Genomic DNA, 24,146 nt, shown 5'->3' with positions numbered 1-24,146 from the left:
GTGTAGGGGCTTTATTTCTTGTGAAGAATAAGCATTTTTGCATACTGCTTACGTAGCTCATTAAATAACTCTGTCAGCTGAATATACGCTTGATAAGAAGAAACTCGCTGCAGCAAAAACATAAGTCTCTCAGCACAGTTAATAGGCTTATAGGTTAGGTCCGCTATATCTTCTTGCAGCCGATTTAAACGCCGAACGGGCTGTCCGTTAATCCAAAACAGTAAACTAATATACATAGCAGCAGCTTGTTTCATACAAGGGGCTGCTTCTTTTGCTTTTCGCAGAGAAAAAAGCGTATACAGTTCTTCCCTTTGAGTTTCCCACTTTTCAAAAAATGGCCGTATGTTCTTTTGAACATCCCTCCAAGGTGTTTTCGTTTCTTTATGTACATCGTATAAAATATCATAAGCAAAATAATTTTTTCCACCCACTTCAAGAATCCGGTCTTCTTTTGAATAGAATGGTTCGCATATGAAATGTGACGGCACTTCAATCGGTAACATCTGTCTTCTTCTCTCTTCCTTTCATTCGTTTCTTTCCTTCTCGGCAAAGATCAAGGAGCGGGCAGACATGACATTGAGGAGACTGTGCTTTACAGTGATAGCGTCCAAAAAAGATAAGTCGATGATGCGTGACTGACCATTCATCTTTCGGAACTTTTCTCATTAGCGTTTTTTCTACTTCCAAAACAGAATCTTTCCACCTGCAAATCCCAAGGCGTTTACTTACACGTTCTACATGCGTATCTACTGCTATTGACGGTACTCCAAAAGCTACGGATACAACAACATTAGCCGTCTTACGCCCTACTCCTGGAAGATTGGTCAGCTCATCACGATCTGTTGGAACTTCTCCTCCATACTCATCAATGAGCATACGGCAGAGCTTTTGAATATTTTTAGCTTTGTTTCTATATAAGCCGATTGATCTAATATCTTGCTGCAGCTCTTCTAACGAAACGGCTAAATAGTCTTCAGGCGTTTGATATTTTTTGAATAAATCCGCTGTTACGCGGTTGACTAGAGCATCTGTGCACTGAGCAGATAGCGCCACAGCAATGACTAAATCAAAGGGATTCCGATGATTTAACTCACAGTGGGCGTCAGGAAACATTTCCGCCATAGCATCTAGGCACTGTCTGATTTGTTTTAACGTTAACATACTAGTTCTCCTTCTCCTTACAGGTAGTTCCCTCCTATTTTACAATAGGGTTCCTGTCAAATGCTACTTTTGTCCATATTCTTTTAAAAAAGCTGCTTCAAGATTCAATTACTTGGATCTTGAAGCAGCTTTTTATCCTGTCATTGCTCTAGCCAGTTAAAAAAAGGAATGGCTGATGTAGACTGAGAAGGGTTAACAGAAGATAGTTTTTTGGGCTGTTGATTTTGACGAAATTTTTGGCTATGCTTGCGGGCTTGATCAATGGTCTGAATACCATTTTTCTTCCATTCAAATAAAATCCGATCAATATACCGGAAGTTTAATTTTCCAGACATCACCGACTCTCTTAGTGCCGCTTTAATAATAATGGGATCATGATGATCTTGATCAATCCACATCGCTAGCGTTTCGCATTCAAACGGAGACAATGCTCTGCCGAACTCTTTTTCAAACATTGTATATAAATTAAGCTCTTCTTGTTCTTCTTCACTTTTTTCTACTTCCCTTGTTTCTTGCATCATATGATGAATAAGCTTTTCCCAAAGCGGTTTTAATGAATAACGTTCACAAATAAGGGCGTTTTGCTGTTGATCTTGCTCAATAGATAAAAAGCCGCGCTGAATTAATGCTCGCAGCGTATCCATACAGACAGCACTTGAAATACTCATTTTTGCCGCCAATTCGTTAGGTGTCGGGAAACCTTCACCGCCTTCAATGGAAACATAAATATGCATTAACGTCATGAATTCCGTTTCGTTCATTCCCAAATCGCTATAGTGATTAAACAGCAGCTTCGGAATTGAAACTGTGCCTTGTTCAAACCATTCAATTAACGTTTCTTTTTTCATATCCGAACACCTCAGTAGTTAGTATATCATGAAGTTTATAGTCAAAGTAATAATTATTCGAAGCTAAAAAAGCTTCTATGTAAAACTTTCCGCTGAAACCGTACCATTGCTCTGCACATATAAAATATATACGAACGATGACTTCCTTCCAAGAATATTACACTAACTTATTTTTTCGAGAATTGCAACTCCCTTTTAAGTTAGGCTCTTTTCTATGTTTGCCTTTGTTTCCTTATGATATAAGTAAAATCCACGTTTTTCTTTTCTTTTTATAATTCATAAAAAAAGCTAAAAAAGTATCCTGACTACAAGAGTCAGAATACTTTTTTCACTTCCTTACGGGTATAGACGGTTTAATAAGCGTGGGAATGGAATCGTTTCACGAACGTGTTCTACGCCGCTAATCCATGCTACCGTACGCTCAAGGCCTAAACCAAATCCTGAATGTGGAACTGAGCCATACTTACGAAGCTCTAAATACCACTTATACGTTTCAGTATCTAATTTGTGCTCTTCTACACGCTGAGCTAAAAGCTCTTGATCATGAATACGTTCAGAGCCTCCAATGATTTCCCCGTAGCCTTCTGGTGCGATTAAATCTGCGCATAATACTACGTCTTCATTTGTTGGATCTGGCTGCATATAAAATGGTTTTAATGACGTTGGATAGTGTGTAATGAATACCGGCTTGTCATAGCTTTCTGCGATAGCCGTTTCATGCGGTGCTCCAAAGTCATCTCCCCACTGAATGTCTGTAAATCCTTTTTCATGTAAGAATTTAAGAGCGTCATCGTACGAAATACGAGGGAATGGCGCTTTAATTTGTTCTAACTTAGATGTATCACGGCCTAGTACATTTAACTCTAACTTACAGTTTGTTAAAACAGACTGTACGACATGAGACACATACTCTTCCTGTACTTTCAAGTTATCTTCGAATTGGTAGAAAGCCATCTCTGGTTCAATCATCCAAAACTCAATTAAATGACGGCGTGTTTTAGATTTTTCAGCACGGAACGTTGGACCGAATGAAAATACTTTTCCAAGCGCCATTGCCGCTGCTTCCATATAAAGCTGTCCACTTTGAGAAAGATATGCATCTTCGTCAAAATATTTCGTGTGGAATAATTCTGTTGTTCCTTCAGGAGCACTTCCTGTTAGGATTGGCGGATCTACTTTTGTAAACCCGTTTTCGTTAAAGAATTCATACGTTGTACGAATAATTTCGTTACGAACCTTCATAACAGCATGTTGACGTTTAGAACGCAGCCATAAATGACGGTTATCCATTAAGAACTCTGTTCCATGTTCTTTTGGCGTAATTGGATAATCAACAGCTTCATGAATAACTTCAAGGCTTGTAACTGTTAATTCATAGCCAAACGGTGAGCGCTCATCTTCACGTACTACACCTGTTACATATAGTGATGATTCTTGCGTCATAGATTTAGCTAATTTAAAAGTTTCTTCTTCTACTTCAGCTTTTACAACTACCCCTTGCATAAATCCTGATCCATCGCGCAGCTGTAAAAAGGCAATTTTACCACTTGAACGTTTATTCGCTAACCAAGCACCAATTGTTACTTCTTTTCCTACATGCTTGCTTGCTTCTGAAATCGTAATTTTCACGATTAATATCCCTCCAAAAAACTTACATTTCGTAATTATGTATGCCATCCTATTATACATTTCGACAAACATAATAACAAGTAACAAACCAAAAGAGCCTTCTAACACGTGTGATTTGTGCTAAAAGGCTCTTTTGTTTCTACCTATTGTTACTTTTTTATTTCATGCGACGAGTCATGAATGATTGAATTCGTTCCAATGCCTTTTCTAGCAAATCTAGTGATGTAGCATAAGAAAGACGTACGTTTTCTGGTGAACCGAATCCTGATCCAGGCACTAGCGCTACCTTCTCTTCTTCTAAAATAGCTTCTACCCATGCATCAACTGTATCAAAACCAGTTAACTTTGCAGCTTCAATTGCATTAGGGAATAAGTAGAAAGCACCCTGTGGTTTTAAGCATGAGAATCCTGGAATATTAATCAGCTTTTCATGAATTACGTTTAGACGCTCTTCAAAAGCTTGTCGCATCATTTCCACCGGCTCCTGAGTGCCGTTATAAGCAGCAATTGTTGCATATTGAGCAATAGATGTTGGATTTGACGTGCTGTGACTCGCTAGGTTTGTCATCGCTTTAATAACTGTAGCATCACCAGCTGCATATCCAATGCGCCAGCCCGTCATGGAATGTGACTTAGAAACACCGTTAATGATAATTGTTTTTTCTTTTAACGCTGGTGAAAGCTGTGCAATCGATACATGTTCATTTTGACCATATACAAGCTTTTCATAAATTTCATCTGATACGATAAAAATATCGTGCTTCAAGCAAACTTCTCCTAAAGCTTGAAGCTCTTCTCTTGTGTAAATCATACCTGTTGGGTTGCTTGGTGAATTGATAATAACAGCTTTGGTTTTAGCAGTAATAGCCGCTTCTAATTGTTCAGGTGTGATTTTAAATTCGTTATTTTCAGAACCTTCAACGAATACTGGTGTACCTTCTGCTAACTTTACTTGCTCAGGATAACTCACCCAGTAAGGAGTTGGGATAATCACTTCGTCACCTTCGTCTAACAGAACTTGAAATAACGTATACAGTGCGTGCTTAGCACCTGTACAAACAATAATTTCAGAAGGTGAATACGTCAGGCCTTGGTCGCGTTTGAATTTTTCAATTACCGCTTCTTTTAATGGTGCAAGGCCGCCTGCTGGCGTATATTTTGTCTGACCATCATTCATTGCTGTAACAGCCGCTTCTAAAATGTGCTGCGGCGTATTAAAATCAGGTTCCCCTGCTCCAAGTCCAATCACATCATGACCAGCCGCTTTCAATTCTTTCGCTTTTGCTGTAATCGCTAATGTTGATGATGGCGTTAATGCTGATACACGTTTTGCTAACTTCACTAAAATCTCCCCCTATGAACTAAAGCTATAATCAGCCCGCGAGCTGATTATAGATAAAAAATTGGCTTCATTTTCATAAAGCGCTGAAACCTTATATTATGACACATATGGTATTTCATATGGTATAAACGATTTATGATTGAGATAAGCTGTATCGTTTTATAAATTCACCGCTAGAGAAATCAAGATAATAGTATGTTAAATGTTTTTTATCTTTATCCACATATGTTACTTCCCACAGCGGCTTTTTATTTTCAATGCCTAGGCGCACCGACTTAATTTCCTGCGGGTTTTTATCATTTTTCACAATGGAAATGGCTTTCTCTTTTGTGATCCCGCTGCTTGCTTTCTTTAAAACAGCTGTTTGCTTTTTGCTTTTAGGCATCCAAGCAATTACCTTTTGATTGCTTCGGTTTGTACCTTCTACTACATAAAATGCATGATTGCCGAAATATGGCTGGGTGCTTGTGACAGATTTCAAATTAAATTCTTTTTTTGCTTGGGATGCTGCTTTTTCCTCAGCAGACTGAACATCCTTCACGGACGAGTGATAAATGCTAAAAGAAATGCCTCCGATAATTAAAAGCACAGCAGCTACCGCTACAATAATTAACTTTTTCATAAAATCCCTACTTATGTACGATAAATTGTAAATACAGCTTTGCTTTGATCTTCTTCATCTAACGCTAATCCGAACATCAAATCTTGCTTTTTCAACGTGCGATTCAAACTATCAACAATTTTATATAAATCCGAGGAATTTTCCACGCGGACAGTTGATAATACTTCAATCCTACTTTCCATTGTAAACCTCCTAGCTCGTCTATCACGACGCAAAAATGACGATATTCGTATTATAACAGGTATCAAAAACCATCGTCATCTTTTTCACTCATCAATCCCGTCTGTACGTTTTGCGTAAAAACCGAATAAATAAGTAAACATATATAATATTATAAGGAATTTACCTCTTTTTGCAAAAGGAAATTTGTTTATTTTGCAGAAAATTTCATCACATCATAGGATTTTAGCGACATTTTAATAGAGTAAGCGCTCCCCTCTCTTACGTCATACAATTCAATCCATTCAGCTGTTAAATTTGAAAGCAGTCGAGGGGAATAGGAACGGCCTGGTTTCGTAAAAGAAACGGCAAGCTGTGTATCTAATTGCTTCAAAAATGCATTCGAAAAAAACGTTCCCTCTCCAAAATCAGGAATTTTCAATACATCTACATGGGTAAGAGGAATGCGTAAAAACTTTTCTTCTACTTCATCTGAGCTGCTCATTGCATATAGGATCCGATGTTCTCCGATCGTAAATAATAGATCCATAGCCGCTATTTTTTGCTTCGATGCATGCAAGATATCAACGTGTATATTATTTGTTAACTGAAATAAATCATTTTCTTTCCACTTCTCTGTTTGAAATTCCGCCTGGTACTGAGCGGGGACAATAATACGCTCTATATGATAATCATTCACAGCTCGCTGAACATTTGAATCATAGTACTTTTGCTGTTTCGTAATCACTAATTGGTTGATTTTTTTCACTTTATATCGCTTCAACCACTTCTTCAGCTCGGGATAGGAAGATGCATTCCCGGTATTTATCAAAATAGTCTCACCGCTTCCGTCTTGAATCAGACTCGCTTCTCCAGCTGAAAGAGGTAAAAAGGTGATCACTACTTCATCAGCTTGTAAACCAAAATCTACGTTTTTAATGACGGCTGCTGAAACCGAGCAGTTCATAAAACTAAAAAACAGTACGGCGCTTATTAATATTTTAATCATACAATGTCCTCATTTGCTTATCATAGTATATTACTATCGTCTCTCAAGTGAAGAAACAGTATGCATAAAAAAAGACTTAAGCGTATGCTCAAGTCTTTTCATTCCACCATTCTTTGTAGTCCAGTAAGATATTCGAAAACGTTTTTTGAACAACCTGGACTTTTGGAAGTGAGTGAAGGAAATGGTACCCATATGCTGTTCGCGTAATACGATTATCAAAAATAAATATAGCTCCTCGGTCACTTTTCGAACGAATCAACCGTCCAAATCCTTGTTTAAAACGGATAACGGCCTGAGGAAGTGAATAATTCATAAAAGGACTTTTTCCTTCTTTTTTCATCTGCTCAAATTTAGCTGTCAGCAAAGGTTGATTTGGAGATGAAAAAGGAAGTCTGACAATTACGAGACATGATAATAAATCTCCTGGCAGATCAATTCCTTCCCAAAGGCTGTTTGTACCTAATAGAATGGAATGCTCAAACTGGCTGAAGTCCTTTAGCAGTCTATTACGATTTCTAGTTGTGACTCCTTGACCGAGCAGTACAAACTCTTCAAGATCGTTTAACTCTTTTAAATAACCATACGTAGCTTTCAGCATGTCATATGAAGTAAAAAGCACCAGCATACGACCATTTGTTACTTTAGCTACGTCAAGAATACTTTCTGCCATCATAGCGCTATACTCATATAATGATACTTCGTTAACAGCAGGCATATCTTGAGGAATATAGACTCTAGCTTGCTTCTCATAATCAAACTCAGAAGGGAGAATGAGTTGAGCAGGCTGAAAGTCATATAACCCTAGCTCTTGAATTAAATAATCAAATGTTCCATTCACCGTCAATGTAGCCGATGTTAAAATAACGCTTTGTTTCTTGGCGAAAAATTCATCAGCCAGCGTATCGGCAATGGAAGTAGGCTGACTATAGATATACGTAGCATTCGCTGCTCCTTTTGGTTCAATCTCAAACCACGTTACGTGATGACTCTGCTGTTTGAACAAAAGCTTTTCTATTTGCTGAGATATGTGTTCAAATCCTTTAACAGCCGTTTGAAATTCATGAAGAGACGACTGTTCATTTTTTGTGACTTTGTCATATAGTTCGTCAAAGGAATGTCTTGCCCCATCATTCCATGTAAAAAGATCGTGAATTAAAAAACGAATGCGCGACGCTGCTTCTTGAATAGCCGTCCAGTAATGCCCATGCTCTTTTTCCACTTTATATCGATAGCTGCTTCTTCCAATCTCGCCCTGCTGATTGCCGATTCTTTTTTGGACAAAAGAATGAATCAAACGAAATAAGTCATCGCACTCAGAATGGAGCTGCACAAACAGGTTTTGAAGAAATTCAGTGTTAAGCTCGATGCTATACTTTACAAACGTATGATGAATTTTTTTTAACAGCCCTTTGTCTTGAATGGTTCCGATTCGGTTTAATAGCGCATGAACCGCAAAATAATCTAAGCGCTCCCCCAGCTCTTCTCCAGCAATGTCTTCTAAGTGATGAGCCTCGTCAATAATAATCTGTTCATACTCAGGCAGCAGCTCATGATTACTCATCACATCCATCAACAGCAAGCGATGATTTGTCACTACTATATGGGCATTTTGCGCTCTGTTCTGCGCTCGTTCATAAAAAGAATAAAGTTTCCAAGGATGCTTAAAGTCACTCGGAGACGGATTGCTTTCATTTAGCTGTTCCCAAAAAAGTTTGCCGCCAGAAGGCAGGTTGATTTCATCGCTATCGCCCGTTTCCGTTTCCGTCAGCCAAATAAGCAGCTTCGCTTTTGTAAGAATTGCATCGTAATTATTATTGCGCTCTTTTAAGAGCTGAATAAATTTTCTTATACTAATGTAGTGTTCTCTTCCTTTTAAAACAGCTGCCGTAACAGGAAACGGAACAATCTTTTCTAGAATGGGCACATCTTTTTCGATGATTTGCTGCTGAAGCGTTACCGTGTTAGTTGAGATAATAACTGGGCGGTGATGAACAGAAGCATAAAACACGGCAGGAACTAAATAAGCGTAGGTTTTACCAATACCGGTCCCGGCTTCAATTAAAGCATGCTCATTACCTGCAAAGCACTCTTGTACAAAGTTCATCATCTCCCACTGCCCTTTTCGTTCTTCAAACAATGGCAGAGCCTGATGGAACAGCTTTTGCTTTTCAGTTTCAAATATTTCGTAAGTATGAGAGTGCTGCTTTTCATTAGCTGAATGCGGCTGATATTTGTTTAGCGCAATGCCATGTATAAATTCATAAGAATCATCCTCGGCATAGCTTTTATCATCTATAACTTGTTGAATCAGTTCTCCAATTTCACTTTTAAAGTGCAAGCTTAGCGCATACAGCTGCTTTAAGGTTGTTAGAGGTAGCTTCTTTAATTTTTCAATTAGTAACAGTAAAATGCGTGCCGTTACTTCTGCATCACTATCTGCTTGATGAGGGTTTTCATGTTCAATATGTAAATACTCAGCTAATTGGCTAAGTTTGTACCCATCAACTGTAGGCAGCAAAATCCGGGCCAGTTCGACGGTATCTACGGTTGAATTATAAAGCGTCTCCTCTCCGCACTGATAGAGTTCTTCTTGTAAAAAAGTTAAATCAAATGCCACATTATGCGCAACAAAATAAGCATCATCTAGCAATTCTATAATTTTAGGTGAAATTTCTTCAAATAAAGGCGCATCTTTCACCATATCATTTTGAATGTTAGTTAGTTGTGTAATAAAAGGCGGAATATCCATACCAGGATTTAAAAAACTAGAAAAACGTTCAACAATATTGCCGTCTTCTACTATGACAGCAGCAAATTGAATCATTTTATCTCCTTGTTTTGGAGAATGTCCCGTCGTTTCAAGATCTACCACAACAAAGCGTTTATTCACGGTCAACACCTCGCAAGTCTGTCTTTTTATAGTATAAAGTGAAAGCCTGCTCTATATGCTTTAAAAGCGCAACTCCTTCTCGTAAAAACAGAGAGGCTTTCATACATAGAGTTTTACTTTAGTGTGTATAGAGGTTTATACCGTTCACTTACTAGCGTATGTATTCAAATAAAAATCCCCCTCATAAAGGGGGACTGTTCTTATAGAATTGTACCAGCTGGTTCTTGTTTAAGCAATTGTTGGATTTTATTCTGCTCATTCATAATCGCTACGGTTGGATGATGGTGGGCTACTTCTTCATTTGCCACGAGCGCATAAGAGATAATAATGATAATATCTCCAGGCTGCACAAGTCTTGCAGCAGCTCCATTTAAACAAACTACGCCGCTCCCGCGTTCGCCGGGAATCACGTAAGTTTCCAAGCGAGCTCCGTTATTATTGTTTACAATTTGGACTTTTTCGTTTGCTGCTATTCCTACTGCGTCGATGATATCTTCATCAATGGTGATACTGCCAACATAATTTAAGTTGGCTTCAGTTACATGAGCTCTGTGTATTTTAGCGTTCATCATCGTGCGAAACATTTAGTTATCCCCCTGTACGTCTACAATTACATTATCAATCAAACGTGCTTTAGAGAATTGAACAGCTAAAGCAATAATGATTTTGCCAGCGGCTTGTTTAATCGGTTTTAGCTTTGGATACGTATAAACCTCGATATAATCCACTTTACCGCTCGTATATTGCTCAATTTCTTTTCGAATGGTCTGTTTAATAATTTCTACGTGCTTCTCTCCGCTTTCAAGCAGCTGCAGAGCGCTTTGTAAACTCTTAAATAAAACAGGTGCCTCTTCTCTTTCTTTATCTGTTAAATATACGTTACGAGAACTTTTAGCTAAGCCATCTGCTTCTCTCACCGTATCTACTGCTCTAAGCTCCACTGGGAAATTAAAGTCTTCAATTAAGCTATCTACTACAGCAACTTGCTGTGCATCTTTTTTACCAAAGTATGCACGATCTGGTGTTACAATGTGAAAAAGCTTTGTTAGTACCGTGGCTACTCCGTCAAAATGGCCGGGACGCTTCTGTCCACACAATACGTCTACACGATCTGTCACGGTTATAGCAACTGAATGGCTTGACTTATACATTTCCTCTACTGAAGGATAAAATAAATAGTCGACGTTAGCTTCTTTTGCCACGCGCTCATCGCGCTCAAAATCTCTTGGATACGTATCAAAATCTTCATTCGGCCCAAATTGAGTCGGGTTCACAAAAATACTTAGCGCCACTACTTCATTTTCTGTGCGGGCTGCTCCAAGTAAAGTAGCATGGCCTTCATGCAAATAGCCCATCGTCGGGACAAATCCAATTGAACGTCCAAGCTGCTTTTCTTTTTTCATCTCCTGCTGCATGTCTTTAATTGTTGTAATGACTTTCATCTTATTTTCCTCCGTACAGTGCCGTTAACTGCTCTTCTTTCATTGAAAAAGTATGTGCTTCTTTCGGAAACTCTCTTTTTTTCACTTCACTTACATATTGAGAAAGCCCCTGTAAAATAGGCTCATTTATTTTCGCAAATGACTGAACGAATTTTGGCACACGCTCTACTCCGTACGTTAATACATCGTGGTATACAAGTACTTGACCATCCGTATCAGCTCCTGCTCCAATTCCGATTGTTGGAATGCTCAAGCGTTCAGCTACTTGTTTTGCTACTTGTTTAGGAACACATTCTAATACAACAGCAATAGCTCCCGCCTGCTCACACTTGATCGCGTCTTGGATTAGCTGTTTAGCTTCTTTTGCTTCTTTTCCCTGCACTTTATAACCGCCCAGGACACCGACAGACTGAGGAGTTAACCCGAGATGTGCCACAACCGGAATACCAGCTTGCGTCAATTCTGAAATTGTATAAAGAACATCCTTTGCACCTTCTACTTTTAAAGCATGAGCCCCGCTTTCCTGCATAATGCGAGCAGCATTTTTCATCGTGTCTTCTTTCGACACGTGATAGGACATAAATGGCATGTCGGTGACGATAAATGTATCAGCAGCTCCTCTTTTAACCGCTTTTGTATGATGAATCATATCATCTACCGTTACAGGAATCGTAGAGTCATATCCTAAAACGACCATTCCTAGAGAATCGCCTACTAAAATCATGTCTACGCCTGCTTCCTCAGCGTACTTAGCTGACGGATAATCGTAGGCAGTCAGCATCACAATTGGTTCATTGTGCTGTTTCATACGTAAAAAATCTAATTTTGTTTTCACTAACTTTCTCCTCCTTCTCAGAGGAGATGAGCGCACGTCTGCACACAAAAAGTCCTTCTACCTATAAAAGGAAGAAGGACTTTGACAGACTTCATCTATAAAAAGCACACTTTACCTAATGTGCTTACCTACGCGTCATCCCTCTGTCCTAGTCCTTAATGGATCAAGGCAGATTTATTATCGTATTTAAAATAAAAAAACGAGTATCAAGTGAAGTTCTTGCGATACTACCTTGATACTCGTATTATAATAAAAATTTCTTTATTTTTCTACTATTTTTTAGCAGAGAGCTCAATATCTGCAGAATGAATTCGGTGTATAACTCCTTCATCATCTTCAATTAATAGAACGCCTTCATCTGTTATACCTTTTGCAAAGCCTTCAATGTTGGCTGTCATCGTGCGTGCTATAATTCGCTTGCCAATACTGATCGCATACGTTTCCCAAAGAACTTTAATTAAACCAAAGCCATTTTTTAAGTATTCTTCGTAAAGGGTTTCTAACTTTAAGAAAAACGCTTGCATCAAAGCCGCACGATTAATTTCTTCACCTTTTTCAATACGTAAAGATGTGGCAATGTGTTTGATTTGTTCATTAAAATCCGTTTCCTGCTGATTCACATTGATGCCGATTCCAATGATGACTGAGTGAATCCGGTCAAAATCAGCCTGCATTTCTGTTAAAATCCCAACTAGCTTCTTCCCATTTAATAAAACGTCATTAGGCCATTTAATGTCTGGAGAAAGGTTCGTCACTTCTTGAATGGCCTGTACAACAGCCACTGCTGATAGTAGAGTCAGCTGAGGAGCCTGCTGCGGAGGGATAGAAGGACGCAGTATAATACTCATCCAGGCACCAGTATATTTTGGGGAATACCAAGCTCTATCAAGTCTTCCTCTCCCTGCCGTTTGCTCTTCAGCAACTACGACCGTTCCTTCTTTTGCTCCTTCTTGAGCAATTCGATGAGCAATTTTCTGAGTAGAATGCACGCTTTCCTCATAATGAATATACTGACCGATTTTTGTTGTTTGGAGCCCTAATAAAAGCTCGTTGCTGCTTACTTTGTTCGGCTTCCCTACAATGCGATAGCCTTTTTTACGAACAGCTTCAAGTTCATAGCCGTCTTTTCGCAGCTCTTCGATATGCTTCCATACAGCTGTTCTTGAACAGCCTAATAAATCGCTGATCTTTTGGCCGGAGACATAGTCCCCATCTGCGTTCGTAAACATTTCAAGCAGCGTTCTTCTTATATCTGACTGCAAGACTGCACCCACTTTCTTATTGAAGATTTCGTGTTCATTAACTCATTGTATAGAACTTTCTCCTCAATTTCTTTTAACAGTTGAGACACCCATGGACCACCCTTTTTACCTGTCCACACTAAAAGATCTTGACCATTTATATCTAAATCTTTTAAAGAATGAATAGGCAGCTCGCTATAGATGTAAAGAAGCTCATGTTCATTCATATGCTCATTGCTTCGAAGAAGTTGTAAAATACGATTCACGCTTACGCTGGCCTGCTCTCCAATTGTATACATGATGCGTTTTGACCATCCATTTTCCAAAACGTCTCGAAGGCCAATAGACTGAAGCTGAATATCTTTAATTTGCTTATTAGATAATTTCCAGCTTTTAAAAAATGCCTGCTTGTCTTGAATATCGAGTAGATGTACCAGAAGTGTCCATGACTCCGATACTCGCTGAAGCATCATCCAATCGTGTGCACAAACAGACCGGAATTTTTGCGGATCTACATTCAATTGGGGCAAGTAGCGATACAGCTCCGTATCTGCTACAAGTGCTAATGCTAAAGACGGACGCTTTCCGCTCAGCATTTTTTCGAATTCAACTGTAATGCGTTCAATAGAAACATGCCTCAGCAGTTCACCGTATTGCTGAATGGCTCTTTTAGTTTGATCAGACAGCGAAAACGCCAGCTGACTGACAAAGCGAACGGCTCTCATCATACGAAGAGCATCTTCATGAAAGCGTTCTTTAGCATTTCCGACAGTGCGAATCAGCTGATTTCGCAAATCTTCTCTTCCATTAAATGGATCAATGATTTCTCCTTTTGCATTCATAGCCATTGCATTGATTGTAAAATCGCGACGCTGCAAATCTTCTATCAGAGATGAAATAAACGTAACGGAAGAGGGACGACGAAAATCATCATATTCTCCCTCAGAGCGAAAAGTGGTTACCTCATAGGTCTCGTTCTCATGGACAACGACAACCGTACCATGCTCGATTCCTACATGAATCGTCTTAGGAAAGAGTTCCATCACTTGTTCAGGCCTAGCCGACGTAGCGATATCAATATCTCCAATCGTGCGATTTAAAATGAGATCCCTGACCGCTCCTCCAACAAAATACGCTTCGTAACCGGCTGTCTCCAGTTTTTCAATAATATAAAGCGGATGAATGAACGGTTCTTTCATAACTTCCTCCATTCTTCAACCCTGTACCAATTTATAATAAAGTTTTTCATATTGACTCACAATCTCTGTTGAATGAAATTTATGATTAACTGCGCTTAGAGACGCTTCCCTCATTTGGTGATGCAGCTGTTCATTTTGAAGTAGCTGAATTGCTTTGCTCGCTGCCTCTTCGACGTCTCCCACTTCGCAAATATATCCTGTTTTTTCGTGTTCAATTACTTCGGGAATTCCGCCTGTATTTGTTCCGATGCATGGAACACCACAGGCCATAGCTTCTAAAAGCACAAGCCCAAAGCTTTCTTTTTCAGATAATAACAGTTTTAAATCGCTAATCGAATATAGTTCTGCTACATTTTCTTGTTTCCCAAGAAATAACACAGAATCTTGAAGATTTAGCTCTCTTACTAATTGAGACACTACCGTCATTTCAGGGCCGTCTCCTACAAGGAGCAGCTTAGACTGAAGCTTTTTATTAATAATAGCAAATGTTTTGACTATATCTGTAACTCTTTTGACTTGACGAAAGTTTGAAATATGAATAACGACTTTTTCATTTTCTAATATGCCATACTCCGCTTTTAAATACTGCACTTCTTTTTTATGATAAACTCGTTCATCAATAAAATTATACATCGTTTCAATTTCTTTATCTGGACTAATCAAATGGTGAGTTTGATCAACAAGTGACTGAGATACAGCCGTCACTGCATCTGATTTCTCAATTCCAAATTTAATTAAATCTTTTAACGATGGATCCTCTCCTAGAACCGTAATGTCTGTCCCATGAAGAGTCGTCACAATTTTCACTTCGTGCTCCACCATTTGTTTAGCTAAAATCCCGCAAACGGCATGGGGGATTGCATAGTGCGTATGAATAATGTCAAGCTTTTCTCTTTTAGCCACTTCAGCCATTTTACTGGATAAAGCCAAATCATACGGAGGGTATTTAAAGACGGAGTACTGATTTACATCTACTTCGTGAAAATAAATATTTGGATATACTTTCGTCAATCTAAAAGGCATGCTAGAGGAAATAAAATGAATTTCGTGCCCTTTTTCAGCCAGCAGCTTCCCTAGCTCCGTTGCTACCACTCCTGAACCTCCAACGGAAGCATAACATGTAATACCAATTTTTAACTTCATTTATTTTCCACCTACTAAATCGTCGTACATCAAAATCGGTTTTTTAGATAAAAAACCTTCACCGTATGCTACCCCGACTTCTTTGCCAAATAATCGCTCTCTGCTCTCTACCGTTTCAATATATCCGTTTACCAGCGGCGTATCAAACGTATCTGCTGTTTTTATAAATTGACTTTCATAAGCCTCTAGACTAGCTACTTTCTTTTGAAACGTGCTTGATACATCTACGATAAAATCTGGCTTATGAAATCCATTTATCATATAGAAATAAAGAGACTCAGCACGATGAGCTTTTTGCTTTTTATAATCGATATAATTTTTAACGCCAGCGGAAAACATGGCCTCTTCTACAAGCTTTGCACAATTTCCATGATCAGGATGACGATCTTCAAAGTAAGGAGCAAATATAATCCTTGGTTGATACGTGCGAATGACTGATGCTATTTCAGCTATATACTCTGCCTTTAAAACCAAACCTCTGTCTGGCAAATGCAGATGAATTCGCTCATGAACACCTAAGACATCAGCAGCTTTGGACGCTTCTTGTTTTCGAATTTCAACCGTTCCATTTGAAGAAAGTTCAGCTTGCGTCAAATCGCAAATAACTACCTTCAAACCTTGTTCACTCATTCTTGCAATGGTTCCACCCATGCCGATTTCTACATCATCGGCATGAGCACCAAAGGCAAGGATATCTATTGTTTCTTTCATTATCTTCACCCTATTTTTTTATAATTGAACGCCAATGCAAATCGCCTCGTTCAAGTCCATGAATTAAAATCTCTGCTGTTCCCATATTCGTTGCAAGAGGAACCGCATAGACGTCACATAGGCGCATCAGAGCTGAAATATCAGGTTCATGAGGCTGAGCTGTTAACGGATCGCGGAAAAAAATAACCATATCCATTTCATTTTGAGCAATTAAAGCTCCTATCTCCTGATCTCCTCCAAGCGGTCCTGATTGAAAGCGGTGAACCTTCAAACCTGTTGCTTCTGAAATACGCGTTCCTGTTGTTCCTGTTGCGAACAGCGAATGTTCCTGTAAAATCGCTTGATAGGCTGTTGTGAATTGGACCATATCATTTTTCTTTTTATCATGTGCAATTAAGGCGATTTTCATTTTTCTCGCTCCTTAGTCAATAATATTTTCTAATCCATATACAAGGGTGTCTACGTTCATAACTGTATCAACAGCTAGCTTCACACCTGACATAAAAGAAGCACGGTTGTATGAATCATGACGGATTTTTAATGTTTGTCCAAATCCTCCGAACATCACTTCTTGGTGAGCAATCAGCCCTGGCAGGCGTACGCTATGTAGGCGGATTCCTTCATAATCTGCACCGCGCGCCCCTTCTAGCAATTCTTTTTCCTCAGGATGACCCTGTTTTTTTGCTTCACGAACTTCACTGATAAGCTCCGCTGTTTTTAAGCCTGTTCCTGATGGTGCATCTAACTTTTGATCGTGATGCATTTCAATAATTTCAACATCATCAAAGTATTTAGCTGCCATTTGTGAAAACTTCATCATTAAAATAGCGCCAATCGCAAAATTAGGTGCAATGATACAGCCAAGTTCCTTCTCTTCAGCAAGCTGCTTTAATTCTTTTAAATCTTCTTCTGAAAAGCCAGTTGTTCCTACAACAGGTCTTACTCCATATGTTAGGGCTGTTTTAGTATGAACGCGTCCAATTTCAGGTGTTGTCAAGTCAACTAAAACATCTGCCTTAACGTCTTGAAAACATTTCTCAATATCCGTGTAGATTGGTGCTTGTACATTTGGCATTCCTTCAATATCACTTATGTATTTTCCTTCATTGATACGATCTACCGCTGCTACTAATTCAAAATGCTCTGTTTCTTCTATTAATAATGCAGCTTCTTTTCCCATACGACCTCTTGGTCCTGCAAGTACAATTCGAATTTTGTCCATTCTTTTTCTCTCCTTAGTCTTCTTTTTTCGTCCAGCGATCTTTGTCACGCGTATTAAATTTATTCATAACGCGATCATGCGCTTCTTGTAAATCGATATTTAATGAATTTGCAAAGCAAATTAATACAAATAAAATGTCGCCCATTTCTTCTTCGACCGTACGTTCTGCTTCAGTCGTTTTCTTCGGCTTTTCACCATAATAGTGGTTAATTTCGCGCGATAATTCGCCCACTTCTTCCGACATGCGCGCAAGCATAGCAAGAGGACTAAAATATCCTTCTTTAAATTGGCTAATATATGCATCAACTTCTTGCTGCATTTGCTCCATCGTTTTTTTTGACATCTTTTTATTTCACCTCTTTTAGAAGTACACTCAGCTTACTATTATAACATCTTTACTTCAAATTATTTAGTGTAATTACTTCTTCTTACCAAGCCTTTATCAGATGCTCTTTCACAATATTCCTCACGTTTCCCTTAATTCTCAAAAATCTGTCTATATTTTACGAATTGAGGATACTACTAATACATAGCACTAGAAGAAACATCATCACTTTTTACTATTTTCAAAAATCTTTTCGATAGTTATTTACGAAATGAAATATATTCCTTTATGATAAGGTAGTGCAAAAACGGTCATAGGAGGTTTGTAAGTATGAAAGGTCTCAGATTAAAAAATATTATTTTTATACTGCTTGGTGCTGCCATATTTGCGTTTGGACTTGTTAATTTTAACATGCAAAACAATTTAGCTGAAGGTGGATTCACAGGCATTACCCTGCTTTTATTTTTCTTATTTAACATTGATCCCTCTTATTCTAACTTAGTGTTAAATATTCCTTTGTTTTTTGTAGGGTGGAAACTATTAGGGAGAACAGCATTTATTTATACCATGCTCGGAGTCGTTAGCTTATCGCTATTTTTATGGATATTCCAGCGCTTCCCAGTGAATATGCCCCTGCGTCATGATATGACTCTAGCAGCTCTTTTTGCCGGTGTTTTTATTGGAGTGGGTCTTGGCATTATTTTCAGGTTTGGAGGAACAACAGGAGGAGTCGATATCATCGCACGTGTTGTTCAAAAATATATCGGGTGGAATATGGGGAAAACGATGTTTCTTTTTGACTTTATTGTGATTAGTGCGTCTCTCATTTATTTATCTTACAGAGAAGCTATGTACACACTTGTTGCAGTCTTTGTCGCTGCACGGGTTATTGACTTTATGCAAGACGGCGCGTATGCCGCAAAAGGAGCAACGATCATTTCAAATCATAACGAAGCCATATCGGATAAAATTATGAAAGAAATGGATCGAGGCGTGACGATTTTAAAAGGACAAGGTTCTTTTTCTAAGCAAGATACCAACGTGCTATACTGCGTGGTTAGTAAAAATGAAATTTTCCGTTTAAAGCAAGTTATTACTTCTGTAGATCCACACGCATTCGTTGCAGTTACGGATGTTCATGATGTCTTAGGCGAAGGATTTACCCTTGATGAAAATAAAAAACCGCTTGAAAGATAAAAAAAATACCGCTAATGCGGTATTTTTTTTAGTCGTCGTTATTCATTCCTGTATAAATCATGATTAAACGAACCAACTCAAGAACTGCTACTGCTGCAGCTGCTACGTATGTTAAAGCCGCTGCGTTAAGCACTTTACGCGTCTCGCGCTCTTCGTCATTTCGAATCGCTCCGACTGAGACGATTTGCGTCATCGCTCGGCTTGAAGCATTAAATTCAACAGGCAGTGTTACAACTTGGAATACGACCGCTGCTGCCATAAAAATAATACCTAACAATAGCAACGGCTTAATCGACGCAATAATTCCAATCATAATTAAAATCCAAGAAGCGTTTGATCCAAGGCTTGCCACCGGCACAAGCGAGTGGCGAAGACGTAAAAACGAATAGTTTTCTTTGTCTTGAATCGCGTGGCCCACTTCGTGAGCCGCAACGGCAGCGCCCGCGACAGACGTTCCGTAATAGTTGTCTTCTGATAAACGAATTACTTTTGAACGAGGATCGTAGTGATCCGATAAAAATCCGCCTACAGGCTCTACGTGAACGTTGTACAACCCGTTTTCATCCAAAATTTTTCTTGCCACTTCTGCGCCTGTCATTCCTGATGAGTTGCTTACTTGTGAATATTTTTTGTAAGCACTTCTCACCTTAAACTGTGCCCAAATTGGCACAAGGATAATAATGAGAAAATAAATCAAAAAGCTCATTTACCCACACCTTTCATTATGTGTTTGACTACTCTTTTATTTTAGACAATTCTGCGCTTTTACGTCAATCATTACGCCCTCTAGCTGACTTTCTTTTCTGGTCAGCAAAATATTTTCGCGCTCCTACATAAAAAAGTGTAGCAATAATAATACTTCCGGTGGTAATTGTAACCCAAATAAAAGACGGGTCTGTACGATTTTCTTTTACTTGTTCAAAAAAATCTTTTAAGTTTTGTTCCATTTGGTTAAACTGCTCATCGTTAATCTCACTTAGCGTTCCTTCAGTTTGTAAAAAGTGAACGTCCGCGCTCACACGCTGTACGTAGGGAGACGACACGTCTACCTGCGCGCTCGGTAAGATCATATCATATTCCTTCAAAAATTGCTTAAGCTGCGCTTCATAAGCCGATTGTTCTCCTTTTACCGCTTCATTTCGCATCTCTTTAAATGTTGCTAGCATACTGCCTTCGAGCTCAGTCCACATAGGCTGATGCTTGCTGTGCAGCGCATCGACTAACAATCGAAATTGAGTAGCTTTTTGAAGACGTTCTTCATCACTGGAATCAGAAGATAAAAGAGACCTTTCTACCTGTTCATAACAAAGAGTTAAAATACGTATATCTTCGGCCGATACGCCCAAAGAAGCTGTATTGAGACTGGTAAATTCATTCGAAAAGTTTCTGAACAAATGTTGGGCTGCTTTATACTCCTTTTGCTCTACAAGCGATAGCGTTTGATCAGATAAGTTATCAAGCTTTTCCCACTGCCCTTCAGCTGCATGTACAGTAGTCGTATATGCAAAGAAAAGTACGAGCAATATTCCTACTATTCTTCCTTTCATTCTCGTCCCTCCTCTAACCTCTACTAAAACTTATGAGAAAGAGGACAAGAGTAGACCTATTTTCAAAAGGAAGTTTTAATCTTACTATTCATTCATCGGAGTGATAAAGTTTTGCGTGTAATATTTCTCATATACACCTACACCAAGACGCGTAAACTCTTTATTGAGTAAAGCCTTACGATGTCCCTCACTATTAAGCCACCCTTCAACCGCAGCGATTCCATCCTGATAATTCGAGGCAATATTTTCGCCCGCAATACGGTATACTACATCACCTTTTTGCAGACGGTTGCCTAAATCACCTTGTGCTGGTGAAACGTGAGAGAAATAGTTTAAGTCGCTCATTTCTTTGCTGTGTAAATAAGCTACTCCGGCAGTGGCTTCGTCCCAAGCTAAAGGTGACAGCTGAAACCGGTCTCGAATTACATTTGTAATATCGATAATTTGCTGCTCTTCTCCTTCTTGGACACTTTTCCACTCCTCCGATGTCAATGACGGAGCTGTGGGAAGTTCGCCGCGATAAACAATTTCGTACGGACGCTGTTTTAATAGCGTCTCCATGTCCATAATTCGAATACTTGAGATTGTATTAAGGAACTGATCAAAATATAGTTGGACGTATACATCTCCATATTTAATAATGGGACGCATTTTCATATCCTCTTCACTCAGGCGAAATCGGTATTCATTTCCGTCTTTTTGAAGCGTGAGTTCGGATGAAAGTGAAACTCTTTTTTCTACTTCCTCTCGCTTCTCACCAATCTCAAAAGGATCTGTATTTGTTTTTGAGCCAATGACGTATACAGATACGACTTGATTATTTTCTACTCCTACCTGCGCATACGTTTGACGATTCTTTTTGTAAATCCACCAGTCATAGCCATATGCAGAAGAATCAATACGATCCGGCTCTCCAAGCATTCCAATTAACTGTTCTGAATGATCTCCAATGAGCCTCATCATATTTTCACTTTGTTTTTCATAAGAAGCCACTTCTTGTGTGGGCTGACTTTTGGAATCCGTTTGGTTTTGCTCAATATTTTGACCCGTTAGATATTTTTCTAGCTGAGGTAAATAATCCTCCGCGTATACAAATGCCACTATTAATACGAGAATAAAAATAACTTTTTTCAGCTTTTCTTCCTCTCCTTACACCTGTTTTCTTTACCTGTTTAACTTATTTTTATCTCTATTATACATGCATTCAAAAAAAAATAGCTATCGGTATGAAGGAAACAAAAGAAAAAGCCAACTATTTACGAATATACTGCAAACAGTTGGCTTTCGCTTTTTAATGCGTTTGTTGTGAAATGTCTGAGAGCGCTTCTCCTGCACGTTCATTTGCATAGCGAAACGTTGATAAATCACCTAGCGATACAATCCCTACTAGCTTTTGATTTTCCACAACGGGAAGACGACGGATTTGATGTTGAGCCATAAGCTTAGAAGCTTCTTCTACAGAGGCTTCCGCTGTAATAGTTATAAGCTCTTCACTCATAACATCCGTTACTTTACTTGAATTTGGCTTCTTTTCTGCAATGCCTTTGATAACTAAGTCTCGATCTGTAATCATTCCTACTAGCTGATCTCTATCGACAATTGGAATTGCTCCTACATTCCATTCCTTCATTTTCACTGCTACTTCATATACGTTATCAAGCGTGGTGCATGTTTCTGTATCAGCTGTCATTACCTCTTGTACAGTTTTCATTGTTTTATCCTCCTTTACATCGTGTGTTCGTTTTATAGTGTGACCAACTTTTTAGTAAACTTTCGTATTTAAAACGTTTAAATAAAAATAGATAACGTTTACATTTTTCCTTATTAGATATTGCAAGTTTTATCCATTCGGCTTATGATTTAGTTGGGGTATATCTGTTTTGGGAGGGAGTTCATATGAAATTTGAATATGCAAAATTTGATTCATTAAAGGTTGATTTAGATTTATTAGATGAGATTATGCATCAATTTGGTCTGGTCCGCGCCGGACAATGGGATTATGAACGCGTCACGTACGATCGAAAATTCGAGTTTCAGCGAGATACCTTCTATTTGCGAGTCCAAGGACATGCTATTTCAGGCGACGTAGGGGGCAGGCATGCTGTTATTCATCTTATGACACCTCTACTAGGAAAACATTATTATCCTCACGGTGTAGAATATGGTGACGGCGAATACTTTCCGCCATCCCTTGTAGAACAGTGTGAAAAGATATTAACACAAATCAAATCACAGCTTGAAACCGTTCAGCTATAGAATTAGAAAAAGCGCAGGAATCACACTGCGCTTTTTTTAATTCAAAGGAGGAGTAGACGGAAATTCCTTTGGTTTTATATCTTGAGGCTCAGTAAAATCGGGCATGTACGTATCTTTCTCTCGTTCTTTTCGAGCCCACTGAAAAAAAATAAAGCCTAAAACCGTTCCATACACAATTTCTTGAATGATCTTCATAATAACGCCGCCTAGCTGCTGATCTTCCACGGGCGGCAGCGTATTAAACATCTCGGGAGCAAGCTGCCCTAAACTTGCAATCATAGAAGGCGGTACACAAAGGGAAAGAGCTTGTACCCAAGCGCTTGAGTCTGTATACGTCGCATATAAAGAATGATTTGCAAAAATAATCAGCGCGCACGCTGGAGTAAGGAGTACGCCATCTGCAAAAATGTATCCAAGCTTTTTTAAAGAACTTAGCGTCTGTTCTTCTTCTAGCTGATTAACGAGTGGCCACCACATGCAAAATGCAGCGATAAATAATACAACACTCACGATTCCGTGGAGCATCATATCCGTTTTAATAAAATCAAAAAGCAGCGGAATATGATACAAAGAGAATAACCCATTGAATAACAGTAGCGCAATTAAGGGCTGTGTAAAGAATTTAAAAATAGGTTTAACCCCTCTTACATAAACAACAGAACGAGCTAACCACGCCGGAATTCCTAAAATAAAAAGCGGAGGAATCACCAAGTAAACGATTGCCATTTGCGTCATATGAGCACTAAACATAAAATGCCCTAGTAAATCTACAGGTCCTCCTTTACATATATATAAAAGAACCATGCTGATAACAAAATACGCTTTTGTTTTTCTGTTTACGGCCACCGCTCCTATAAAATTCCCTCTCCATCTACCAACGATGAAAAAATATAAGACGGTCACCAGACAAATGGTTAAAAAATAGTAAGGACTCCAAAGTGCTTCAAAACCAAACATCTGCAAATTGTTAATCAACATCTATTCCTCCTTCTACAGATGATGAAAAGGACTGGCGCATGCCAGCCCTTTTCTTTACCACCAAATAATGGTTACAAAAGCTAAAATGGTTAAAAGAGCTACCAATACGCCTGAATACAAGAAAAATGCTGGTATGGTATGTCCTTTGTGGTTCATATGCATGAAATAATAAAGTTGAAAGATGACTTGAACAACGGCCAAGAGCACAATCACCGGCATAATGTACCATCCGCTAAACTCTTGATAAACCGCAAAAAAAGCAATTAGCGTTAGAAACAACATCATCCCAAAAGAGATAACTTGCATTTTCATATCTTCTGCGTTTCTTTTTTTACGATAATCTAAATTGAGCCTTGGGTTATCTGAGTTTGATTGATTTGTCGTCATCAG

The 24,146-nt window shown here is 38.8% G+C and carries 27 protein-coding genes; 2 read left to right on the top strand and 25 right to left on the bottom strand.

Annotated elements, in window-relative coordinates; all coding sequences use genetic code 11:
• Positions 1 to 11 precede the first annotated feature (11 nt).
• The 19 genes from ACFX4W_RS23920 to ACFX4W_RS23830 form a co-directional block, all read right to left on the bottom strand.
• The gene (locus ACFX4W_RS23920; RefSeq protein WP_016763461.1) at positions 12 to 503 is read right to left on the bottom strand and encodes a YpoC family protein; all 492 of its coding nucleotides are present in this window, start codon (positions 501 to 503) and stop codon (positions 12 to 14) included.
• Positions 490 to 1,161, bottom strand: coding sequence for an endonuclease III (nth, locus tag ACFX4W_RS23915; RefSeq protein WP_043979488.1), 672 nt, complete (start codon positions 1,159 to 1,161; stop codon positions 490 to 492). Before nth ends, ACFX4W_RS23920 begins: the two co-directional genes overlap by 14 nt.
• Positions 1,162 to 1,301: 140 nt before the next feature.
• Positions 1,302 to 2,009 (bottom strand): DnaD domain-containing protein, encoded by a 708-nt coding sequence (locus tag ACFX4W_RS23910; RefSeq protein ID WP_016763459.1) that lies wholly within the window; start codon positions 2,007 to 2,009, stop codon positions 1,302 to 1,304.
• Positions 2,010 to 2,345: 336 nt separating this feature from the next.
• Entirely contained in the window at positions 2,346 to 3,638 is a 1,293-nt protein-coding gene (gene asnS, locus ACFX4W_RS23905; protein ID WP_377560174.1) for an asparagine--tRNA ligase, read from the bottom strand.
• Between the two features lie 157 nt (positions 3,639 to 3,795).
• Positions 3,796 to 4,980 carry a pyridoxal phosphate-dependent aminotransferase gene (locus tag ACFX4W_RS23900; RefSeq protein WP_043979493.1) on the bottom strand — a complete coding sequence of 395 codons (1,185 nt, stop codon included), beginning with the start codon at positions 4,978 to 4,980 and terminating at the stop codon, positions 3,796 to 3,798.
• A 133-nt stretch (positions 4,981 to 5,113) separates the two neighbouring features.
• Positions 5,114 to 5,602 (bottom strand): cell wall elongation regulator TseB-like domain-containing protein, encoded by a 489-nt coding sequence (locus ACFX4W_RS23895; protein ID WP_013056103.1) that lies wholly within the window; start codon positions 5,600 to 5,602, stop codon positions 5,114 to 5,116.
• Positions 5,603 to 5,613: 11 nt separating this feature from the next.
• A complete protein-coding gene (locus ACFX4W_RS23890; protein ID WP_013056102.1) occupies positions 5,614 to 5,784 on the bottom strand; it encodes a YpmA family protein in 171 nt (56 codons plus the stop codon).
• Between the two features lie 188 nt (positions 5,785 to 5,972).
• Positions 5,973 to 6,770, bottom strand: coding sequence for a ComEC/Rec2 family competence protein (locus ACFX4W_RS23885; RefSeq protein ID WP_043979497.1), 798 nt, complete (start codon positions 6,768 to 6,770; stop codon positions 5,973 to 5,975).
• Between the two features lie 88 nt (positions 6,771 to 6,858).
• A complete protein-coding gene (dinG, locus tag ACFX4W_RS23880; protein ID WP_230184587.1) occupies positions 6,859 to 9,660 on the bottom strand; it encodes an ATP-dependent DNA helicase DinG in 2,802 nt (933 codons plus the stop codon).
• A gap of 200 nt (positions 9,661 to 9,860) precedes the next feature.
• Positions 9,861 to 10,244 carry an aspartate 1-decarboxylase gene (panD, locus tag ACFX4W_RS23875; protein WP_013056099.1) on the bottom strand — a complete coding sequence of 128 codons (384 nt, stop codon included), beginning with the start codon at positions 10,242 to 10,244 and terminating at the stop codon, positions 9,861 to 9,863.
• Complete coding sequence (gene panC / locus ACFX4W_RS23870) at positions 10,245 to 11,102, bottom strand: pantoate--beta-alanine ligase (protein ID WP_043979503.1); 858 nt, start codon at positions 11,100 to 11,102, stop codon at positions 10,245 to 10,247. It lies immediately after the preceding gene.
• 1 nt (position 11,103) lies between these two features.
• Positions 11,104 to 11,937: a 3-methyl-2-oxobutanoate hydroxymethyltransferase gene (panB, locus tag ACFX4W_RS23865; protein ID WP_043979506.1), complete on the bottom strand. Its 834-nt coding sequence runs from the start codon at positions 11,935 to 11,937 to the stop codon at positions 11,104 to 11,106.
• Between the two features lie 272 nt (positions 11,938 to 12,209).
• On the bottom strand, positions 12,210 to 13,199 hold the full coding sequence (locus tag ACFX4W_RS23860; RefSeq protein WP_013056096.1) for a bifunctional biotin--[acetyl-CoA-carboxylase] synthetase/biotin operon repressor: 990 nt from the start codon (positions 13,197 to 13,199) through the stop codon (positions 12,210 to 12,212).
• Complete coding sequence (locus ACFX4W_RS23855; RefSeq protein WP_028407961.1) at positions 13,184 to 14,377, bottom strand: CCA tRNA nucleotidyltransferase; 1,194 nt, start codon at positions 14,375 to 14,377, stop codon at positions 13,184 to 13,186. The genes ACFX4W_RS23860 and ACFX4W_RS23855 overlap by 16 nt, the downstream gene beginning before the upstream one ends.
• 15 nt (positions 14,378 to 14,392) lie before the next feature.
• Positions 14,393 to 15,520 carry an N-acetyl-alpha-D-glucosaminyl L-malate synthase BshA gene (bshA, locus tag ACFX4W_RS23850; RefSeq protein ID WP_043979511.1) on the bottom strand — a complete coding sequence of 376 codons (1,128 nt, stop codon included), beginning with the start codon at positions 15,518 to 15,520 and terminating at the stop codon, positions 14,393 to 14,395.
• Positions 15,521 to 16,231 (bottom strand): bacillithiol biosynthesis deacetylase BshB1, encoded by a 711-nt coding sequence (gene bshB1 / locus ACFX4W_RS23845; protein WP_016763451.1) that lies wholly within the window; start codon positions 16,229 to 16,231, stop codon positions 15,521 to 15,523.
• A 10-nt stretch (positions 16,232 to 16,241) separates the two neighbouring features.
• Positions 16,242 to 16,640 carry a methylglyoxal synthase gene (gene mgsA / locus ACFX4W_RS23840; protein WP_013056092.1) on the bottom strand — a complete coding sequence of 133 codons (399 nt, stop codon included), beginning with the start codon at positions 16,638 to 16,640 and terminating at the stop codon, positions 16,242 to 16,244.
• 12 nt (positions 16,641 to 16,652) lie between these two features.
• Positions 16,653 to 17,453 (bottom strand): 4-hydroxy-tetrahydrodipicolinate reductase, encoded by an 801-nt coding sequence (dapB, locus tag ACFX4W_RS23835; RefSeq protein ID WP_043979514.1) that lies wholly within the window; start codon positions 17,451 to 17,453, stop codon positions 16,653 to 16,655.
• A gap of 13 nt (positions 17,454 to 17,466) precedes the next feature.
• Positions 17,467 to 17,796 carry a nucleotide pyrophosphohydrolase gene (locus tag ACFX4W_RS23830; protein WP_013056090.1) on the bottom strand — a complete coding sequence of 110 codons (330 nt, stop codon included), beginning with the start codon at positions 17,794 to 17,796 and terminating at the stop codon, positions 17,467 to 17,469.
• Between the two features lie 312 nt (positions 17,797 to 18,108).
• On the opposite strand from ACFX4W_RS23830, the gene ACFX4W_RS23825 reads away from it, so the two are divergent.
• Positions 18,109 to 18,975, top strand: coding sequence for a YitT family protein (locus ACFX4W_RS23825; protein WP_013082317.1), 867 nt, complete (start codon positions 18,109 to 18,111; stop codon positions 18,973 to 18,975).
• A gap of 28 nt (positions 18,976 to 19,003) precedes the next feature.
• Here ACFX4W_RS23825 and ACFX4W_RS23820 read toward each other — a convergent pair whose 3' ends face one another.
• The 4 genes from ACFX4W_RS23820 to ACFX4W_RS23805 all read right to left on the bottom strand — a co-directional run bounded on the left by ACFX4W_RS23820 (position 19,004) and on the right by ACFX4W_RS23805 (position 22,233).
• Entirely contained in the window at positions 19,004 to 19,681 is a 678-nt protein-coding gene (locus tag ACFX4W_RS23820; RefSeq protein ID WP_013056088.1) for a zinc metallopeptidase, read from the bottom strand.
• 64 nt (positions 19,682 to 19,745) lie between these two features.
• A complete protein-coding gene (locus ACFX4W_RS23815) occupies positions 19,746 to 20,522 on the bottom strand; it encodes a sporulation protein YpjB (protein WP_013082316.1) in 777 nt (258 codons plus the stop codon).
• An 84-nt stretch (positions 20,523 to 20,606) separates the two neighbouring features.
• Positions 20,607 to 21,623, bottom strand: coding sequence for a CAP domain-containing protein (locus tag ACFX4W_RS23810; protein ID WP_043979519.1), 1,017 nt, complete (start codon positions 21,621 to 21,623; stop codon positions 20,607 to 20,609).
• Between the two features lie 190 nt (positions 21,624 to 21,813).
• Entirely contained in the window at positions 21,814 to 22,233 is a 420-nt protein-coding gene (locus ACFX4W_RS23805; protein ID WP_013056085.1) for a CBS domain-containing protein, read from the bottom strand.
• 185 nt (positions 22,234 to 22,418) lie between these two features.
• Here ACFX4W_RS23805 and ACFX4W_RS23800 point away from each other — a divergent pair, with 185 nt between their 5' ends.
• Positions 22,419 to 22,778: a YugN family protein gene (locus ACFX4W_RS23800; RefSeq protein ID WP_013056084.1), complete on the top strand. Its 360-nt coding sequence runs from the start codon at positions 22,419 to 22,421 to the stop codon at positions 22,776 to 22,778.
• A 36-nt stretch (positions 22,779 to 22,814) separates the two neighbouring features.
• Here ACFX4W_RS23800 and ctaG read toward each other — a convergent pair whose 3' ends face one another.
• On the bottom strand, positions 22,815 to 23,753 hold the full coding sequence (gene ctaG, locus ACFX4W_RS23795; RefSeq protein WP_080781642.1) for a cytochrome c oxidase assembly factor CtaG: 939 nt from the start codon (positions 23,751 to 23,753) through the stop codon (positions 22,815 to 22,817).
• A gap of 57 nt (positions 23,754 to 23,810) precedes the next feature.
• Positions 23,811 to 24,143, bottom strand: coding sequence for a cytochrome c oxidase subunit IVB (gene ctaF, locus ACFX4W_RS23790; RefSeq protein ID WP_013082313.1), 333 nt, complete (start codon positions 24,141 to 24,143; stop codon positions 23,811 to 23,813).
• Between the last annotated feature and the right edge of the window lie 3 nt (positions 24,144 to 24,146).

Origin of the sequence: Priestia sp. YIM B13489 (assembly GCF_042787645.1) — a bacterium.
Taxonomy (GTDB): domain Bacteria; phylum Bacillota; class Bacilli; order Bacillales; family Bacillaceae_H; genus Priestia; species Priestia megaterium.
The sequence above is the reverse complement of the archived record's forward strand: the minus strand, read 5'-3'. Positions and strand labels throughout refer to the sequence as shown.

What these genes read in the sequence shown, in the direction of transcription:
- ACFX4W_RS23920 (WP_016763461.1), bottom strand. Translation starts at nt 503, where the DNA reads ATGTTACCGATTGAAGTGCCGTCACATTTCATATGCGAACCATTCTAT.
- nth (WP_043979488.1), bottom strand. Translation starts at nt 1,161, where the DNA reads ATGTTAACGTTAAAACAAATCAGACAGTGCCTAGATGCTATGGCGGAA.
- ACFX4W_RS23910 (WP_016763459.1), bottom strand. Translation starts at nt 2,009, where the DNA reads ATGAAAAAAGAAACGTTAATTGAATGGTTTGAACAAGGCACAGTTTCA.
- ACFX4W_RS23895 (WP_013056103.1), bottom strand. Translation starts at nt 5,602, where the DNA reads ATGAAAAAGTTAATTATTGTAGCGGTAGCTGCTGTGCTTTTAATTATC.
- ACFX4W_RS23890 (WP_013056102.1), bottom strand. Translation starts at nt 5,784, where the DNA reads ATGGAAAGTAGGATTGAAGTATTATCAACTGTCCGCGTGGAAAATTCC.
- ACFX4W_RS23885 (WP_043979497.1), bottom strand. Translation starts at nt 6,770, where the DNA reads ATGATTAAAATATTAATAAGCGCCGTACTGTTTTTTAGTTTTATGAAC.
- panD (WP_013056099.1), bottom strand. Translation starts at nt 10,244, where the DNA reads ATGTTTCGCACGATGATGAACGCTAAAATACACAGAGCTCATGTAACT.
- panC (WP_043979503.1), bottom strand. Translation starts at nt 11,102, where the DNA reads ATGAAAGTCATTACAACAATTAAAGACATGCAGCAGGAGATGAAAAAA.
- ACFX4W_RS23855 (WP_028407961.1), bottom strand. Translation starts at nt 14,377, where the DNA reads ATGAAAGAACCGTTCATTCATCCGCTTTATATTATTGAAAAACTGGAG.
- bshA (WP_043979511.1), bottom strand. Translation starts at nt 15,520, where the DNA reads ATGAAGTTAAAAATTGGTATTACATGTTATGCTTCCGTTGGAGGTTCA.
- bshB1 (WP_016763451.1), bottom strand. Translation starts at nt 16,231, where the DNA reads ATGAAAGAAACAATAGATATCCTTGCCTTTGGTGCTCATGCCGATGAT.
- mgsA (WP_013056092.1), bottom strand. Translation starts at nt 16,640, where the DNA reads ATGAAAATCGCCTTAATTGCACATGATAAAAAGAAAAATGATATGGTC.
- dapB (WP_043979514.1), bottom strand. Translation starts at nt 17,453, where the DNA reads ATGGACAAAATTCGAATTGTACTTGCAGGACCAAGAGGTCGTATGGGA.
- ACFX4W_RS23830 (WP_013056090.1), bottom strand. Translation starts at nt 17,796, where the DNA reads ATGTCAAAAAAAACGATGGAGCAAATGCAGCAAGAAGTTGATGCATAT.
- ACFX4W_RS23825 (WP_013082317.1), top strand. Translation starts at nt 18,109, where the DNA reads ATGAAAGGTCTCAGATTAAAAAATATTATTTTTATACTGCTTGGTGCT.
- ACFX4W_RS23820 (WP_013056088.1), bottom strand. Translation starts at nt 19,681, where the DNA reads ATGAGCTTTTTGATTTATTTTCTCATTATTATCCTTGTGCCAATTTGG.
- ACFX4W_RS23815 (WP_013082316.1), bottom strand. Translation starts at nt 20,522, where the DNA reads ATGAAAGGAAGAATAGTAGGAATATTGCTCGTACTTTTCTTTGCATAT.
- ACFX4W_RS23805 (WP_013056085.1), bottom strand. Translation starts at nt 22,233, where the DNA reads ATGAAAACTGTACAAGAGGTAATGACAGCTGATACAGAAACATGCACC.
- ACFX4W_RS23800 (WP_013056084.1), top strand. Translation starts at nt 22,419, where the DNA reads ATGAAATTTGAATATGCAAAATTTGATTCATTAAAGGTTGATTTAGAT.
- ctaF (WP_013082313.1), bottom strand. Translation starts at nt 24,143, where the DNA reads ATGACGACAAATCAATCAAACTCAGATAACCCAAGGCTCAATTTAGAT.